This window comes from Streptomyces sp. NPDC087844, assembly GCF_044742785.1.
Taxonomy (GTDB): Bacteria; Actinomycetota; Actinomycetes; order Streptomycetales; family Streptomycetaceae; genus Streptomyces.
This window is the reverse complement of record NZ_JBIUVD010000002.1, coordinates 80048-95121: the sequence shown is the minus strand read 5'-3', so window position 1 is coordinate 95121 and position 15074 is coordinate 80048. Positions and strand designations below refer to the sequence as shown.

Annotated in this window: 16 protein-coding genes; 9 read left to right on the top strand and 7 right to left on the bottom strand. The window is 71.3% G+C overall.

The features are described 5' to 3' along the window. Nucleotides 1–21 precede the first annotated feature (21 nt). From ACIOKD_RS04090 to ACIOKD_RS04075, 4 genes are all read left to right on the top strand, one after another. Nucleotides 22–420 (top strand): hypothetical protein, encoded by a 399-nt coding sequence (locus ACIOKD_RS04090; protein WP_107015662.1) that lies wholly within the window; start codon nt 22–24, stop codon nt 418–420. Nucleotides 421–542: 122 nt separating this feature from the next. Beyond that, nucleotides 543–1334 carry a transcriptional regulator gene (locus ACIOKD_RS04085; protein WP_402079158.1) on the top strand — a complete coding sequence of 264 codons (792 nt, stop codon included), beginning with the start codon at nt 543–545 and terminating at the stop codon, nt 1332–1334. A 38-nt stretch (nt 1335–1372) separates the two neighbouring features. Next, nucleotides 1373–1858 carry a roadblock/LC7 domain-containing protein gene (locus ACIOKD_RS04080; protein ID WP_402077880.1) on the top strand — a complete coding sequence of 162 codons (486 nt, stop codon included), beginning with the start codon at nt 1373–1375 and terminating at the stop codon, nt 1856–1858. A gap of 106 nt (nt 1859–1964) precedes the next feature. Next, the gene (locus tag ACIOKD_RS04075) at nt 1965–2339 is read left to right on the top strand and encodes a hypothetical protein (RefSeq protein WP_402077878.1); all 375 of its coding nucleotides are present in this window, start codon (nt 1965–1967) and stop codon (nt 2337–2339) included. A gap of 49 nt (nt 2340–2388) precedes the next feature. On the opposite strand, the gene ACIOKD_RS04070 is transcribed toward ACIOKD_RS04075, so the two are convergent. The 3 genes from ACIOKD_RS04070 to ACIOKD_RS04060 form a co-directional block, all read right to left on the bottom strand. Further along, nucleotides 2389–2973, bottom strand: coding sequence for a hypothetical protein (locus ACIOKD_RS04070; protein WP_402077876.1), 585 nt, complete (start codon nt 2971–2973; stop codon nt 2389–2391). Between the two features lie 135 nt (nt 2974–3108). Then, complete coding sequence (locus ACIOKD_RS04065) at nt 3109–4131, bottom strand: MurR/RpiR family transcriptional regulator (RefSeq protein WP_402077873.1); 1023 nt, start codon at nt 4129–4131, stop codon at nt 3109–3111. Further along, complete coding sequence (locus ACIOKD_RS04060; RefSeq protein ID WP_402077870.1) at nt 4128–5687, bottom strand: aromatic amino acid ammonia-lyase; 1560 nt, start codon at nt 5685–5687, stop codon at nt 4128–4130. Before ACIOKD_RS04060 ends, ACIOKD_RS04065 begins: the two co-directional genes overlap by 4 nt. Before the next feature lie 198 nt (nt 5688–5885). Between ACIOKD_RS04060 and ACIOKD_RS04055 the strand changes: the two genes are divergently transcribed. Beyond that, on the top strand, nt 5886–6320 hold the full coding sequence (locus ACIOKD_RS04055) for a hypothetical protein (RefSeq protein WP_402077868.1): 435 nt from the start codon (nt 5886–5888) through the stop codon (nt 6318–6320). Nucleotides 6321–6756: 436 nt separating this feature from the next. Here ACIOKD_RS04055 and ACIOKD_RS04050 read toward each other — a convergent pair whose 3' ends face one another. Further along, nucleotides 6757–8148 carry a cystathionine beta-synthase gene (locus tag ACIOKD_RS04050; RefSeq protein WP_402077866.1) on the bottom strand — a complete coding sequence of 464 codons (1392 nt, stop codon included), beginning with the start codon at nt 8146–8148 and terminating at the stop codon, nt 6757–6759. A 145-nt stretch (nt 8149–8293) separates the two neighbouring features. On the opposite strand from ACIOKD_RS04050, the gene ACIOKD_RS04045 reads away from it, so the two are divergent. The 3 genes from ACIOKD_RS04045 to ACIOKD_RS04035 all read left to right on the top strand — a co-directional run bounded on the left by ACIOKD_RS04045 (nt 8294) and on the right by ACIOKD_RS04035 (nt 11877). Further along, nucleotides 8294–9310 carry an SGNH/GDSL hydrolase family protein gene (locus ACIOKD_RS04045; protein WP_402077864.1) on the top strand — a complete coding sequence of 339 codons (1017 nt, stop codon included), beginning with the start codon at nt 8294–8296 and terminating at the stop codon, nt 9308–9310. Between the two features lie 271 nt (nt 9311–9581). Next, nucleotides 9582–10802 (top strand): acetyl-CoA C-acetyltransferase, encoded by a 1221-nt coding sequence (locus ACIOKD_RS04040; RefSeq protein ID WP_402077861.1) that lies wholly within the window; start codon nt 9582–9584, stop codon nt 10800–10802. A 283-nt stretch (nt 10803–11085) separates the two neighbouring features. Further along, a complete protein-coding gene (locus ACIOKD_RS04035; RefSeq protein WP_402077858.1) occupies nt 11086–11877 on the top strand; it encodes a hypothetical protein in 792 nt (263 codons plus the stop codon). A 21-nt stretch (nt 11878–11898) separates the two neighbouring features. Here ACIOKD_RS04035 and ACIOKD_RS04030 read toward each other — a convergent pair whose 3' ends face one another. Then, a complete protein-coding gene (locus ACIOKD_RS04030; protein WP_402077857.1) occupies nt 11899–12210 on the bottom strand; it encodes a hypothetical protein in 312 nt (103 codons plus the stop codon). A gap of 104 nt (nt 12211–12314) precedes the next feature. Here ACIOKD_RS04030 and ACIOKD_RS04025 point away from each other — a divergent pair, with 104 nt between their 5' ends. Continuing rightward, the gene (locus ACIOKD_RS04025) at nt 12315–12545 is read left to right on the top strand and encodes a DUF4287 domain-containing protein (protein ID WP_107015651.1); all 231 of its coding nucleotides are present in this window, start codon (nt 12315–12317) and stop codon (nt 12543–12545) included. 140 nt (nt 12546–12685) lie between these two features. Here ACIOKD_RS04025 and ACIOKD_RS04020 read toward each other — a convergent pair whose 3' ends face one another. Continuing rightward, the gene (locus ACIOKD_RS04020; RefSeq protein ID WP_402077853.1) at nt 12686–13585 is read right to left on the bottom strand and encodes a Bax inhibitor-1/YccA family protein; all 900 of its coding nucleotides are present in this window, start codon (nt 13583–13585) and stop codon (nt 12686–12688) included. A gap of 186 nt (nt 13586–13771) precedes the next feature. Next, nucleotides 13772–14947 carry a 4-hydroxybenzoate 3-monooxygenase gene (locus ACIOKD_RS04015; protein WP_402077850.1) on the bottom strand — a complete coding sequence of 392 codons (1176 nt, stop codon included), beginning with the start codon at nt 14945–14947 and terminating at the stop codon, nt 13772–13774. Nucleotides 14948–15074: the final 127 nt, after the last annotated feature.

Sequence of the window (15074 nt, the reverse complement as noted above, 5' to 3'; positions counted from 1 at the left end):
GACGGGCGGGAGGGAAGCACCGTGCCCGGAATCGACGAGTGCCTGCTGGAGGCCATGAGACTGCCCGGAGCCCGGGGAGCCTCGGTGGTCGACTGGACCAGCGGACTGGCTCTGGGCACGGTCGGGGACTCACCGAACGGGGACCACGAGGCCACCGCGGCCGAGGCGGCCGAACTCGCCCGGCTCGCCGCGGAACACAAGGCTTTCGCACCCGAGGAAGGAGCCGACTGGTCCGGCGGGCAGCCGCCGGTGGAGGACCTCATCATCAGCAACAGGGACAGCTATCACGTCCTGCGTTTCGTCCGGACGACCTTCGACAGCAGTGTGTTCCTGCATCTGTGGCTGGGACGTTCGGACGGCAATCTCGCCCTGGCCCGAATACGCCTGGGCGAGATGGCGGAACGGCTGGTGGTGGGGTGACCACGATGGAAGCAGCCCCCCTCCCGGAACTGGGCAGACCAGGCCCCGACCCCGCCCCCGGCCCGCCCGCCGACCCGGGCGGCGCGGACCGGTCGGCCTCGGTCCCACCTGTGCTCAGTCCCATGCTCAGCCGGCTCGCGGAGGAGCGCGCCACCGGCGTACTGACACGGGATCGCGGAGTGCTGTACCTGGTCGAGGGTCAGGTGGTGCACGCCGAGAGCCCCGCGACCCCCGGGCTGGACATCCTGCTCACCCGCCGTGGGGCACTGGGTTCCGACGGCTGGTGGGAGGCGGTCTCGGAGGCGGGCGCCGAACGCCGCGTCGGACGGTTCCTGGTGGACAGCGGGCGGCTGGCCGCGGGCGCCCTGGAACTGTGCCATCTGGGGGCGCTGTACGACGCCGCGTTCTTCACACTCGGCGCGAGCAGCGGCCCGGCGCGGTTCAGATACGGGGTCGCGCACTGGATCGGCCCCGTACGACCGGTGACCGTGGACGCGGTGGAGCGCGAGACGCTGCGGCGCCGCGCGCTGCTGCACCGCATCTGGCCGGACCCGGACACGGACACGGCGGAACTCGTGCGGACCGCGCGAGCCGTCGACGTGGACCTTCCGCCACGTCAGCGCACGGTTCTCGACCAGGTCGACGGCAGGCGCACGGTCTCGGACATCTCACGGGTCCTCGGCCGACCGGGATTCCACACACTGGTCGACGTCCGCCGGCTGGCGGCCGCCGGGATCGTGACGACCGGTGCGCGGACGGTCGAGTGCCGGGCACCGTTGACCGCCGCGCCCCCCGTGTCGCCCATGTCCCCCGTCTCCACTGTGACCGCGCAGGCGGCGCAGGCCGCGCAGGCGTCGGCGGATCCCGACGTGGCCCTGCTGCGCCGGCTCAGAGACGCATTGGAGGCCTTGTGATCCGCGCGCTCCGACAGCGTGCCGAGAGGAGACAACTGATGGCGGCGGAGGCCGAAGTCCTCGACGAACTGCACCGGTTGCGGGCCCGGGTGCCCCAGCTGACGGGCGCGCTCGCGGCCAGCGTCGACGGCCTGGTACTGGCCCAGGACACTCCGGGCGTGGAGCCGGAGGGGCTGGCCGCCCTCACCGCCGCCGCACTGGGGGTCGCCCTTCGCGTGGCGGACGCGACCGGGCGGGGCGACTTCCGCGAACTGCTGGTGCGCGGCGAGCACGGCTATATAGCGACCTACGCGGCGGGACCCTCCGCCGTACTGACGCTGCTGGCGGGTGACCGCGCGAACGTCGGCCGGCTGCACCTCGAAGGGCGCCGCTCCGGCACCCGGATCGGCGAACTCGTCGAGGCCGCCGCCGAGGCCCAGCCGACCCCGGCGGCACGGCCCGCCCCGAAGGCCGTTCTCACACCCCGCACCAGAACCGCGCGCACCACACGCACGGTTCCCGGGCCGACCGGTGAGAGCCGTTGAACCCGGCTGCACCGCCCCGGCCCAGCCCGGCCACAACCACCACAAGCCAAACCAAACCGTCATGAAACAACCTGAAACAACCTGAACCGAAAGGACCGGCACAACCATGGCCAACACCGAGACCGCATTGAAAGAGACCCTGGCCTCCATCGAGGGCGCGACCGGAGCCGCTCTCGTCGACTACACCACCGGCATGGCGCTGGGCACGATCGGCGGCAGCAAGAGCTTCGACCTCACGGTCGCCGCGGCCGGCAACACCGACGTCGTCCGCGCCAAGATCCGCACCATGGAGCACCTGGGCCTGAAGGGCGAGATCGAGGACATCCTGATCACGCTGTCCGACCAGTACCACCTGCTCCGGCTGATCAAGGGCCGAGGCGGCAACGGGCTCTTCCTCTACCTGGTGCTGGACGCCAAACGCGCCAACCTGGCCATGGCGCGACACCAGTTGAAGAAGATCGAAGGCGACCTGGAGGTCTGAGCGGTCCGACAGATCCAGCGGAGAACCGGCGGGGTGAGATCCGAGGGGATCAGACCAGTACCCCGCCCCGACGCCGCGCCCCACCGGGCGCGGCGTCGCCCGCGGCGATTCCGGTGGCCCGGTAGCCCTTGACGCGCTTGCCCGCCGGGACGCCCACACCACGGCCGAGCCAGTCGACCCGCACCCACAGGAGCGACTCGGCCGCCCGTTCGAGCCGGCCGATCCAGGCCGCCTTGAGACGAAGGCCCACTCCGGCGCCGGCGAGCAGCATCCCGCCGGCGGCCGGCACGGCGAACGCGGACCCCAGTGCCGCGGCGAAGGCGAGGAGTACCCACCAGCGGTGCCCCCGGCGCCAGTTCCGTACGGACACCGACCGGTCCTGCAGCACATCGTGCTTGCTCGCGCGGTCTGCGCCACGGGCGAGCGCCACGTACCGTTTCCGGCGCGTCAGCAGGACGACGACCGCCGTGATCAGGAAGAGCGCGGCTCCCGCCGACACCCCGATCCGCCGTCCCGTCATCCCGGGCACCAGTACGCCCACCCCCGCCGCGACGGTCCCGAGCCATCCCAGCGGTGCCGCTCCGGCCCGTACGACGACGGCCACCCGAGCAAGTCCCTGCCCTCCGCGTGCCACGATCCGCCTCCTCACCAGACGCCTGTTGTGGCGGGCAGATTAGCGGCCGAACGTGAGACAAGCCTGAGAGAGCCCTAAAACCTGAGAGAGCCCTAAAAAAGGGCCGGGCGCCGGCACTTCGCTTCAAAGGTGCCGCTACTCGACGAAGAGGCCCCGCGCCGCGGCCCGCGCGTCGAACTTCTCAAGGCGTGCCTGGGCGTCCGGCAGTCCGTCGCACATCGCCTCCAGCAGCACCCGTCCGAGCAGCATCGGCGCGCAGGCCGTGTCGAAGGCGAGGCCCGTTCCGACGGCGGCGGGCAGCAGCAGGTCGGACACCTTGGCGACCGGCGCGAACGCGGAGTCCGCGACGGTGACGACGGTCAGCCCGGCCTCCTTCGCGTAGGCGAGGGTGTCCACGACCTCGCGCGGGTGGCGGGGCAGCGCGAAGCACAGCAGCGTGCTGGCCCCGGCCCGTACCGCCGCGTCGATCCGGTCGTGGACCATCGTGCCGCCCTCGTGCAGCAGCCGGACGTCGGGATGGACCTTGGCCGCGAAGTACGCGAAGCCGTACGCCTGGGACGCGGCGGCCCGCAGCCCGAGCACCGGCAGCGGGCGGGAGGCGGCGAGGAGCCGGCCGGCGCGTTCGACGGGACGCGGGTCCGCGAGCACGGAGGCGAGATGGCGGAGGTTCTCGATCTCGGCCTCGACGGCCTGCTGGTACTCGTTGTACGAGCCGGTGTCCGGGGCGGGCTCGGCCGGAGCGACCTCCCGCAGGTGCTTGCGCAGCGCCGGGTAGCCGTCGAAGCCGAGGGCGACGGCGAAGCGGGTGACGGACGGCTGGCTGACACCGGCGAGTTCGGCGAGCTCCACGCTCGACAGGAACGGCACGTCGGCGGCCCGGCGCACCATGCTGTGGGCGATGCGCCGCTGGGTGGGCGTCAGCCGGTGCCCCTCGAAGAGGGCCTGCAGCCGCCCGGCGGGAGCGTCGGTCCCCCCGCTGCCCCCGACCCCGTCCCTGCCCCCGCCCGCGCTCCGGTCGTCCGTCCGCGCACCGTTCGCCTCGCGCGCACCGTTCGCCTCGCGCGCACCGCTCGCCTCGCGCGCATCACCGCTGTCCGGGCCCGTTTCCATGTCCCTGTCCATGCCCATATTCACGCTCGTGTTCCCGTCCACGCTCATGCCGTGCCCCCACTCCAGATGTCCGTGAACCGGTCGAGCAGCGCTGCCGCCGCCGTCACGTCGTCCGTGAGCGGCCGGTCGGTCGCGTCCGCGTCGAGCACCGACTCCGCGATCTCCAGCGCCCTGCCCACCGGCAGCTCCGGGTCGGGACGCAGGCCGCGCTGGCGCAACGCCCGTACGGCGGCCACGAGTTCGCAACCGACCACGAGACGGTACGCGCTGCACGCACGCAGGGTCTGGCGAGCGGCGAGCGAGGCGAAACTCGCCTGTTCCTCGACGCCCCGGGAGAGTACAGCGTGGCCGAGCGAGGCGGGCGCGGAGAAGGCCCGCAGGTCACCGAGGGCGGCCCCGGCGGCGTACTCCAGGATCATCACGCCGGAGGAGGCGGGTTCGTGGTCGGCGAGGAAGGGGCGCAACCGGGTGTAGGAGGGTTCGTTGAGGGTCGACAGGCGTGAGGTCGAGAGGCGGGCGACCTGGGTGAGGGAGAGCCTGAAGTGGTCCAGGGCCAGGGCGAGCTGGGCCTGGTAGAAGCCTCCGTGGTGGTAGGCGGCCATGTCGGCGGCGCAGATCAGGGGGTTCTCGGCGGCCGCGTTGATCTCGACGGCGAGAACCTCCTCCAGCGCGTCGGCGGCGTCGTGCGCGGGCCCGTGGATCTGGGGCACGCACCGGAAGCCGTACGGGTCCTGGATCCGTCCGAGCGGCGGGGTCGGCCGGTCGGGGGCGCCGATCATCTCCCGCATCCGGCGGGCCACTTCGGTCGATCCGCGATGCGGCCGGGCGGCGTGGACGGGCGCCGCGTAGGCCTCGTACGAGCCGTCCACCGCGACCAGCGACAGCGCGGCGACGACCTGGGTGGCTCCGATGAGCCCGCGCAGTTCGTGCAGGGCGAGCGCCGACTGGCCGAGGGTGAGGGCGTTGCTGCTGATGAGCGCGAGGGCGTCGTTGTTGTCGAGGGGCTGCGGCTCGGGTGCGCGCACCCGCTCGACGACCCCGGCGCCCGCCCCCACCGACAGGCCGGCCCCCTCCCCGTCGCGCCAGGGATGCTCCCCCGCCAGCGCAAGCCCCACCTGGGCCAGGGCCGCGATGTCGCCGGTCCCCACCGAGCCGAACTCGTTCACGACGGGGTACGCGCCGCTCTCCAGCGCCTCGCACAGCGCCGTGACGACGGTGGGGCGCAGGCCGGCGCCGCCCGCGAGGAGCTGGTTGGCCCGCACGGCGAGCATCGCCCGGACCTCGCGTGCGGGCAGCTCCGCCCCGATGGCCCCCGCGTGGCTGCGCAGCAGGCGCAGACCGTGCTCGGCGGCGGCCTCGGTGGGCACGTCCTCGTTCCGGTTCGCGCCGACCCCGGTGGAGCGGCCGTACACGCGGCCGGTCGCGGCGATGCGCCGGGCCGCGTCCCAGGACTCCTCGACACGCTTCATCGCGTCGGTGCCGGGGACGGGTCGCGCGGACCCGTCGGCGAGGCGTACGACGTCGGCGACCCCCGTGCTGTAGCCGTCCAGCACCACGAGGCCGAACGTCGCCGCACTCGGCGCGTCCACATCCCGAGTCGACATAGACCGCAGACTCCCCTCACACCGGGCATTCGGGCCTACCCGTCGGTCACGAGAGACCCGCGATCAACAGCACACCGGTGACAAGCTATTCAAACAGAGAGAACTCTGCATGACTATATACAGCCGACCGAGGAGCACCTGCGGACAGGGGGGCTAACCCCCGTGCCAAGCCGGCGCCGGCTGCCTACCGTGGACCTCATGACCGGAATGGAAGCCCACGACGCCGAACTGAAGAAGGAACTCGACGCCACCTTGCACGCACGCAAGGAACTGGGTGCCGACTACGAGTCCGCGCTGGTCGACTCGTTCATGGAGAAGGTCGAACAGAGCCTGGACGGCGCGGTCGACCGCAGGGTGCGCCGCCAGCTCGCGGAACAGCAGATGGTGGTGGCCCGGGACTCGCGTTCGCCGCGGGGGTCCTCGGACTCCTGGGGCGAGCGCTTCGGATTCGGGATCGTCTCCCTCGTCCTCGCGGTCCCCCTGTCCGCCATCGGCGTCGGCGTCGCCCAACTGCCCGGCCTGCTGGTCGCCTGGGCGGGCATCGTCGGCGTCAACGTGGTCCAGGCCGCGCGCTTCTCACCGAATCTCTTCGGGCGGCGCAGGACCAGGTCGGACTCGGACTGGGACGGGTGACGGGGGAACACGGGGAACAGGACAGCACGGGGAACGGAGCGGCACGAGAAGCAGGACAGGGCGGGAACGCCGAGGGGCCCGGTACCTGAACAGGTACCGGGCCCTTCGTGAAGCTTGCGCGGAGACCGCCGCACCCCCGTTGCCGGGGGGCGGGACGACGGCGGTCCCCGCGAGGGACGCGAGCCGGGTCAGGGCCGAGCTGCGCGTCCATTGGCGTCCATGGAGGTCCGGGAGCCGCTCCGGAGGTCCTTGGCGCCGTTTTGGTGCCGGCCGGGGCGGGGAGCCGCTCCCGCCCTTGCCGACATCCACCAATGTGCCGTACCCGTGTTAAGCGTGTGCTGCGTGGACGTGACGCGCTCGTACCACTTCCACGAAGTTCCGCCGCGACCGCTCACACCGGAAGTCCCCCTGCGGCGCGCGCGGTTCACCGGACGTCCTACTGCCGTCCACCCTTGGCCAGGAAGGACAGCAGGTCCTGTCGGCTGACGACTCCGGTGGGCTTGCCCTCGACCAGGACCATCGCGGCGTCGGCCGCGCCGAGCACGGTCATCAGGTCGCCGACCGGCTCGCCGGAGCCGACCTGCGGCAGCGGCGCCGACATGTGCTTCTCCAGCGGGTCGGTGAGCGAGGCCCGCTGGGTGAACAGCGCGTCGAGCAGTTCCCGTTCGACGACGGAGCCCACGACCTCGGCGGCCATCACGTCCGGGTGTCCGGCGCCCGGCTTCACGATGGGCATCTGCGAGACGCCGTACTCGCGCAGCACCTCGATCGCCTCGCCGACCGTCTCGTCGGGGTGCATGTGGACGAGTTGCGGCATCGCCCCGTGCACCTTGTCGCTCAGGACGTCGGCGACGCGGGCGCTGGGGCCGTCGTCCTCCAGGAAGCCGTAGTCGGCCATCCACTCGTCGTTGAAGATCTTGCTGAGGTAGCCGCGGCCGCTGTCGGGGAGGAGGACGACGACCACGTCGTCCGGGCCGAGCCGCTCCGCGACCCGCAGCGCGGCCACGACGGCCATGCCGCAGGAGCCGCCGACGAGCAGGCCCTCCTCCTTGGCGAGGCGCCGGGTCATCTGGAAGGAGTCCTTGTCGGACACGGCGACGATCTCGTCGGCGACGGTCCGGTCGTACGCGGTCGGCCAGAAGTCCTCGCCGACGCCCTCGACGAGATACGGGCGCCCGGAGCCGCCGGAGTAGACCGACCCCTCGGGGTCGGCCCCCACGACCTGGACCCTGCCGTCGCTGGCGTCCTTCAGGTAGCGACCGGTGCCGGAGATGGTGCCGCCGGTGCCGACACCCGTGACGAAGTGGGTGATCCGCCCCTCCGTCTGCGTCCACAGCTCAGGGCCGGTGGAGTGATAGTGCGAGGCGGGATTGTCGGCGTTGGAGTACTGGTCGGGCTTCCAGGCTCCGGGCGTCTCCCGCACCAGCCGGTCGGAGACGTTGTAGTACGAGTCGGGGTGCTCGGGGTCGACCGCGGTCGGGCAGACGACGACCTCGGCGCCGTACGCGCGCAGCACGTTGATCTTGTCGGTGCTCACCTTGTCGGGGCAGACGAAGACGCACTTGTAGCCCTTCGTCTGGGCCACGATGGCGAGGCCCACACCCGTGTTGCCGCTGGTCGGCTCGACGATCGTGCCGCCCGGCAGCAGTGCGCCGCTCTTCTCCGCGGCCTCGATCATGCGCAGGGCGATGCGGTCCTTCACGGAGCCGCCGGGGTTGAAGTACTCGACCTTCGCGAGGACGGTCGCCTGGATGCCGGCGGTCACGCTGTTGAGCCTCACCAGCGGGGTGTTGCCGACGAGACTGATCATCGAGTCGTGGAATTGCACCGTTGTCTCCGGAGCTGCAAAAGAAGTGGTCGGGGAGTTCCGTCAGCCTAAGCCCCTCCTGGGCGTTCACACCGCGTTGAGATTGGCCGACGGTCTGTACGGGGCAAGGAGTGGGTGTACGGCTAGAAGGAGGTGGCGGCTTCGCATGTCGAGCTTGTCGAGGGCGAGGGTGGCACGGCGGATCGCGGCGGGCGCGGCGTACGGCGGCGGCGGGATCGGGCTGTTGGGCGCGGCGGCGGTCGGAGTGGTGCTGGCCGAGGTGCAGCTGGCGAAACGGCAGGTGGGTCACGGGCGCAGTCCCCACCCGCCGAGCGCGGACGGTCTGTACGGGTATGTGTACGCCGGTGGGGAGGAACCGCTGCGCCTGACGATGCTCGGTGACTCGACGGCGGCGGGGCAGGGGGTGTACCGGGCCCGGCAGACACCGGGCGCGCTGCTGGCGTCCGGGCTCGCGGCGGTGGCGGAACGTCCGGTGCGGCTGCGGAACGTGGCACTGCCCGGCGCCCAGTCGGACGACCTGGACCGCCAGGTCCGGCTCGTCCTCGCGGATCCGGACGGGTTGCCCGAGGTCTGCGTGATCATGGTCGGCGCGAACGACGTGACGCACCGGATGCCGGCGACGCGGTCGGTCCGGCACCTCTCGGCCGCGGTACGCAGGCTGCGTACGGCCGGTGCGGAGGTGATCGTCGGCACCTGTCCCGACCTGGGCACGATCGAGCCGGTCCACCGGCCGCTGCGGTGGTTCGCGCGGCGGGCCTCGCGCCAGCTGGCGGCGGCGCAGACGATCGGCACGGTCGAGCAGGGCGGGCGGACGGTGTCGCTGGGCGACCTGCTGGGACCCGAGTTCGCGGAGAACCCGCGGGAGCTGTTCGGACCCGACAGCTACCACCCCTCGGCGGAGGGGTACGCGACGGCGGCGATGGCCGTGCTGCCGACGGTGTGCGCCGCGCTGGGGCTGTGGCCGGCGGAGGAGGAGCGGCCCGACGTGTCCCGTCGGGAGGGGTTCCTTCCCGTGGCGCGGGCCGCCGCGGAGGCGGCGTCGGAGCCTGGTACGGAGGTGGCCGCGGCCATGCCTACCGGGCCGCGTGGGCCCTGGGCCCTCCTCAAGCGCCGCCGACGCCGCCGCGTCCCGGAGACGGACCCGGCCCCGACGTCGACCTGACCGTCGCTGCCTCGGGGGCTCCGCCCCCGGACCCCCGGTCCTCAGACGCCGGACGGGCTGATTCTCAGCCCGTCCGGCGTCTGGGGACGAGCGCGGAGCGCGACGGGGGCAGGGGGCGCAGCCCTCGGTGACGGGACGGGCAGCGAGGAAAAAGCAAGCGCTTGGAAAGTGCGGCCCGAGTCACACGCTCATACCCGTGACCTCACCCATACCTACGGGTAGCTTCCCAAGCAGGTCCGCCCAATCCCCCGCGACGCCAATGGAGCCGTAGATGCCCGAAGCCGTGATCGTCTCGACCGCCCGCTCCCCCATCGGCCGCGCGTTCAAGGGCTCCCTCAAGGACCTGCGCCCCGACGACCTCACCGCCACCATCATCCAGGCGGCCCTCGCCAAGGTGCCGGAGCTCGATCCGAAGGACATCGAGGACCTGATGCTCGGCTGCGGCCTTCCCGGCGGCGAGCAGGGCAACAACCTCGGTCGCATCGTGGCCGTGCAGATGGGCATGGACCACCTTCCCGGCTGCACGATCACCCGTTACTGCTCCTCCTCGCTCCAGACGACCCGCATGGCCCTGCACGCCATCAAGGCGGGCGAGGGCGACGTCTTCATCTCGGCGGGCGTCGAGCTGGTCTCGCGCTTCACGAAGGGCAACTCCGACAGCCTCCCGGACACCCGCAACCCGCTCTTCGCGGACGCGGAGGCCCGCACCGCCGAGGTCGCCGCGAGCGAGGGGGCGTCCTGGCACGACCCGCGCGAGGACGGCCTCGTCCCGGACGCGTACATCGCGATGGGCCAGACCGCGGAGAACCTCGCCCGGATCAAGGGCGTCACCCGCCAGGACATGGACGAGTTCGGTGTCCGCTCGCAGAACCTCGCCGAGGAAGCCGTCAAGAACGGCTTCTGGGAGCGCGAGATCACCCCGGTCACCACCCCGGACGGCACGGTCGTCAGCAAGGACGACGGCCCCCGCGCCGGCGTCACACTGGACGGCGTCGCGGGCCTCAAGCCCGTCTTCCGCCCCGACGGCATGGTCACGGCGGCCAACTGCTGCCCGCTGAACGACGGCGCCGCCGCCCTCGTGATCATGTCCGACACGAAGGCCCGCGAGCTCGGCCTGACCCCGCTGGCCCGGATCGTCTCGACCGGCGTCACCGGCCTCTCCCCCGAGATCATGGGCCTGGGCCCGGTGGAGGCGTCGAAGCAGGCCCTCTCCCGCGCGGGCCTGACGGTCGGTGACATCGACCTGTTCGAGATCAACGAGGCGTTCGCCGCCCAGGTGATCCCGTCCTACCGCGACCTGGAGATCCCGCTGGAGAAGCTGAACGTGAACGGTGGCGCGATCGCGGTGGGCCACCCCTTCGGCATGACCGGCGCCCGCATCACCGGCACGCTCATCAATTCGCTGCAGTTCCACGACAAGCAGTTCGGCCTGGAGACGATGTGCGTGGGCGGCGGCCAGGGCATGGCGATGGTCATCGAGCGCCTGAGCTGACGCGTAAACACGCTCGCCGTAACAGCAGTTGAACGCACGGTGAACGAAACGGCCCCGAGTCCCGCACCCACCGGGACTCTGGGTCGTTTTGTGATCGAATCTCCCCCAGGATGTGACCTAACTCCCTTCGGGGAGGGATTTATGCAGGTCAAGGCTGGTCCGCAAGTAAACGCCAGGGCTAAAGTCCTGTCCCTTTCGTGACGTTACGCACTGACAGCTGGTTAGTCCACCCTTCAAGCTGATGTAGGAAGTCGGGGGTCGACTTTGAACCGGGAGTACGTCAGTGAGCACCACGTTTCTCGCTCTGCTGCTCGCCACAGCCACCACCACGGCCGTGGGCGTCGCCGTTCTGCGCACCTTGCTGGCCCTGCGCCGACAGGTGGCGGCCCTGCACACCGAACTCGCCAGAAGCCGCTCCACGGCCCTCAGCGGCCTCGTACCGGCTGCCCGCGGATCCGCTGACGCGGACGAGATACGCGCCGCCGTGGCCGAAGCTCTCGCCGAGGAGCGAGAGCGGGAGCTCGCCGAGGCACGTGCGTTCTGGGCCGCCCAGGAGGCGCGTGACGCCGGTGACACGCCGACACTGCTCGGCCTGCCCGACAGCGAGCTGTTCCTGCCGCGCCAGTCGGACTTCGTCGGCCTTGAGCACCTGGAACCGGTGACCGAACCGCCCGCCGACGCCGACGAGTTCTCCGGGGACTCCCCCGAGCTCGCCGCGGCCCGCCGACGCCACCCCTCGCACCCGGACTTCGTCCCGGTCCAGTCACCGATGGTGAACGACCACGAACGTACGGTGTCCTGCCTTGAGGAACTGGCCACTTCGCGTACGGAGTTGGCGGACGTCCGCCCCGGCCCCCTCGGCACTCTCGACGTGTACGTCTTCGCCGACGGCACCACCCTCTGCATGACACCGGGCCACCGTGAGACCGCCGAACGCCTCGCCGAGTCCCTGCGCACCGGCCACCCGCCGGTCCTGCTCGGCGGCTCGGGAGTCTCGGGCGCCTACGCGCTCACCTTCGAGTGCGGCCAGGAGAACGTCTACGTCCTGGCGGATCGCGTCATAGCGTCGCTGTAACCCTCCGCGCGACCATCCGCATCAGACGCCCGCCCTCTTCTGCGCCTCCTCCACGAGCACCAGCGCCTCCGCCAGTTCCGCCTCGCTTCTCAGTGCGAGCGCGAGGTCGTGCACGGCCACCGTGATCTGGTCCGCGGACGCGAACATGCCCGCGTCCGGCATCTCCCGGCCGGCCTGCTCGGGGTCCTCAAGCCGCTGGGCGCGCAGGGCCAACTCCCTGGCCAGGCCCAGCGCCTCGGCCGCGGCCCCCCGCTGCAGCCGGCTCTGCGGCGCGGCCCGCAACCGGTCGGCGAAGTGGTCCACGGCACGGGTCAACGGCGTCGTATCAAGCACGTCGCGAGACTACGCGTCGCAACCGGACTGTTGCCAACGACCGAACGCTCAGGCACGGTGGCGTGAAGGACCGGCTTACATCCCCTTTGCGTCCGGAGGCGCCGATGTCCCAAGTCTTCTCCGCGGAGACCCATCGCAATCTGCTCGCCCGCATCCCCCACTGCACCGGTCGTGAGATCTCCGACTGGCTGCGCACCGTCGACGAAGGCCCCGCACTCCACCGCTTCGAGGAGAAGGTCAGCTGGCTCCGTGCCGAGCACGACCTCGCGTACGGCCACGCCAAGGCGATCATCCACGAGTACGACCTGAGGAGGGCCGCGCGCAACCTGCGCTGAGCGCGCCCTCGCCGCTCCGGTACCCGAAAAGAATGAAGGGCCCCGCGAACCTTGGTCCGCGGGGCCCTTCATCGTGCCCCTCGCTCACGCGAAGTGCCGGCGCTCACGCCGAGCTGGTGCCGCACCAGTCGTTGCCGCTACTAGTCGTTGCCGCTGAAGATCGCCACCAGCCGCAGCATCTCCAGATAGATCCAGACGAGACTCATGGTCAGACCGAACGCGGCCAGCCACGCCTCGTCACGCGGCGCGCCGTAGGCGATGCCGTCCTCGATCTGCTTGAAGTCGAGCGTCAGGAAGAACGCGCCCAGGACGATCGCCAGGATGCCGACGATCGCGCCGAGCGGGCCCATGCTGCGCAGCCCGCCGTCGTCGGCGACACCGAAGACGACCAGCAGCAGGTTGACCGCCATGACCAGCACGAAGGCGATCGCGATGGCCATACCGATGCGCGCGTACCTCGCGGTGACGCGGATCCAGCCCGCCTTGTAGATCAGCAGGGTGGCGCCGGAGACGGCCATGGTGCCGAGCACGGCCTGGAAGGGCGCGCCGGACCACCTGCTGTTGTACATCTCGCTGATCACGCCGAGGAACACGCCCTCGAAGGCGGCGTACGCCAGGATCAGCGCGGGTGAGGCCTTGCGCTTGAAGGCCTGGACCAGCGCGAAGACCATCGCGATGAGCGCCGAGCCGATGGCCAGGCCGAAGCTGCTCGACGTGACCGGCAGCAGGACCCAGGCGAGAACGGCACCGACGGTGACGGTACCGAGAGTCATGGCCGTACGCGCGACGACGTCGTCCATCGTCATGCGGCCGGCGGCGGGCGGGGTCTGCGGCGGTGCGCCGTGCTGCAGGTCCTGCTGAGCGTAGGGATTCTGCGCGTACGGGTTGCCGCCCTGCGGGGCGCCGGGGGCACCCTGCGCGTACGGGTTCCCCTGCGTTCCGACAGCGGGGCCCCCGGCCTGCGGCGCCGCGTTGAAGCCCGCGTAGCCGTTGTCGCGGCTGAACCCCCGTCGCGAGAAGACCGGGTTGCTGCTCCTCATTTCACTCCTCCATGGCCACCTTGCGCGGCCTTGGCTCAAGAGTAATGGGTAGGCAAAAGAATGCATCTAGTGCCTGGGGAGGATCTTTCCCCCCTTGTGACCGGGAACACCGGGTCTCACCCCCGCATTCCCCCGTACCGGTAGAACGCCGGTACGTACCGGTCCGGTTCCCCCGCCAGGGGTCTTTCACTCCAGGGCGAAGCCGGTGTACCCCTCGGCGAGGTCCTGCTCGGCGGCGCGCGCGGAGGCGAGCCGCTCCAGCCGGGCCAGCTGGATCCGCTCCTCGAAGGGCGTCGCGCCGGGCGAGCGGTGCAGCAGCGTCGTCATCTCGTACGAGAACCGCTCGGCCTGCCACACGCGCCGCAGGCAGGTCTCCGAGTAGGCGTCGAGCAGTGCGCCGGATCCGGTCTCCTGCCGGTGGGCCAGGGCCCGCGCGAAGGTCACGACGTCACCGACCGCGAGGTTCAGGCCCTTGGCGCCGGTCGGCGGCACGATGTGGGCGGCGTCCCCGGCCAGGAAGAGCCGCCCGTGGCGCATCGGCTCGTGGACATGGCTGCGCATGGGGGTGACGGACTTGGCGGTGACGGGCCCCCTCGCCAGCCGCCAGTCGTCGTCCGTCTCGAAACGGCGCTCCAGCTCGTCCCAGATCTCCTCGTCGCTCCACGACTCGGCGTCGGTGCCCTCGGGCACCTGGAGGTAGAGCCGGGAGACGACCGGCGAGCGCATGGAGAGCAGGGCGAAACCGCGGTCGTGACGGGCGTAGACGAGCTCGTCGTGCGACGGGGGCACGTCGGCGAGAATCCCCAGCCACCCGAAGGGGTACGTCCGCTCGAAGACCTGCGTGAGCTCCTCGGGGATCGCTCTACGGGCCACACCCCAGAAGCCGTCGCACCCGACGACGTACGCGCACTCCAGGACGTCCTCCCGCCCCTCGTGCCGGAAGCGCACCCGGGGGCTGTCGGTGTCGGCCCCCTCCACGGCCAGCGCCTCCGCCTCGAAGAGCAGCGGGCCGCCGTCCTTGAGCTGCAGCGCGATGAGGTCCTTGCACACCTCGGTCTGGGCGTAGACCATCACGGACCGCCCACCGGTGAGGGCGGGGAAGTCGATCCGGTGGCGCCTGCGCGCGAACCGCAGCTCGATGCCGTCGTGGCGCAGTCCCTCACGGTCCATCCGGGCGCCGGCACCCGCGGCCCGCAGCACGTCCACGGTCCCCTGCTCCAGGATTCCGGCGCGCTGGCGCTGCTCCACGTAACTCCGGTCGCGGCTCTCCAGTACGACGGAGTCGATCCCCGCGTTGTGCAGCAGCCTCGCCAGCAGCAGGCCGGCCGGTCCGGCCCCGATGATCCCGACGGTGGTACGCATCGACACGCCCCTTCGCGCTCCGACGACTCTCGTGAGCGCCGTCAGCGTAGTTCGCCGCCGTCCGCCGCCGTGAGCCTTTGTTCGCTGGGTGAAGTTTTATTCACCGTTTTCCGCTCACGAGAGTCTG

Coding starts and splice junctions, on each gene's coding strand:
- ACIOKD_RS04085 (WP_402079158.1), top strand. CDS start 543: ATGCTCAGCCGGCTCGCGGAGGAGCGCGCCACCGGCGTACTGACACGG.
- ACIOKD_RS04080 (WP_402077880.1), top strand. CDS start 1,373: ATGGCGGCGGAGGCCGAAGTCCTCGACGAACTGCACCGGTTGCGGGCC.
- ACIOKD_RS04075 (WP_402077878.1), top strand. CDS start 1,965: ATGGCCAACACCGAGACCGCATTGAAAGAGACCCTGGCCTCCATCGAG.
- ACIOKD_RS04065 (WP_402077873.1), bottom strand. CDS start 4,131: ATGAGCGTGGACGGGAACACGAGCGTGAATATGGGCATGGACAGGGAC.
- ACIOKD_RS04060 (WP_402077870.1), bottom strand. CDS start 5,687: ATGTCGACTCGGGATGTGGACGCGCCGAGTGCGGCGACGTTCGGCCTC.
- ACIOKD_RS04055 (WP_402077868.1), top strand. CDS start 5,886: ATGACCGGAATGGAAGCCCACGACGCCGAACTGAAGAAGGAACTCGAC.
- ACIOKD_RS04045 (WP_402077864.1), top strand. CDS start 8,294: ATGTCGAGCTTGTCGAGGGCGAGGGTGGCACGGCGGATCGCGGCGGGC.
- ACIOKD_RS04040 (WP_402077861.1), top strand. CDS start 9,582: ATGCCCGAAGCCGTGATCGTCTCGACCGCCCGCTCCCCCATCGGCCGC.
- ACIOKD_RS04025 (WP_107015651.1), top strand. CDS start 12,315: ATGTCCCAAGTCTTCTCCGCGGAGACCCATCGCAATCTGCTCGCCCGC.
- ACIOKD_RS04020 (WP_402077853.1), bottom strand. CDS start 13,585: ATGAGGAGCAGCAACCCGGTCTTCTCGCGACGGGGGTTCAGCCGCGAC.
- ACIOKD_RS04015 (WP_402077850.1), bottom strand. CDS start 14,947: ATGCGTACCACCGTCGGGATCATCGGGGCCGGACCGGCCGGCCTGCTG.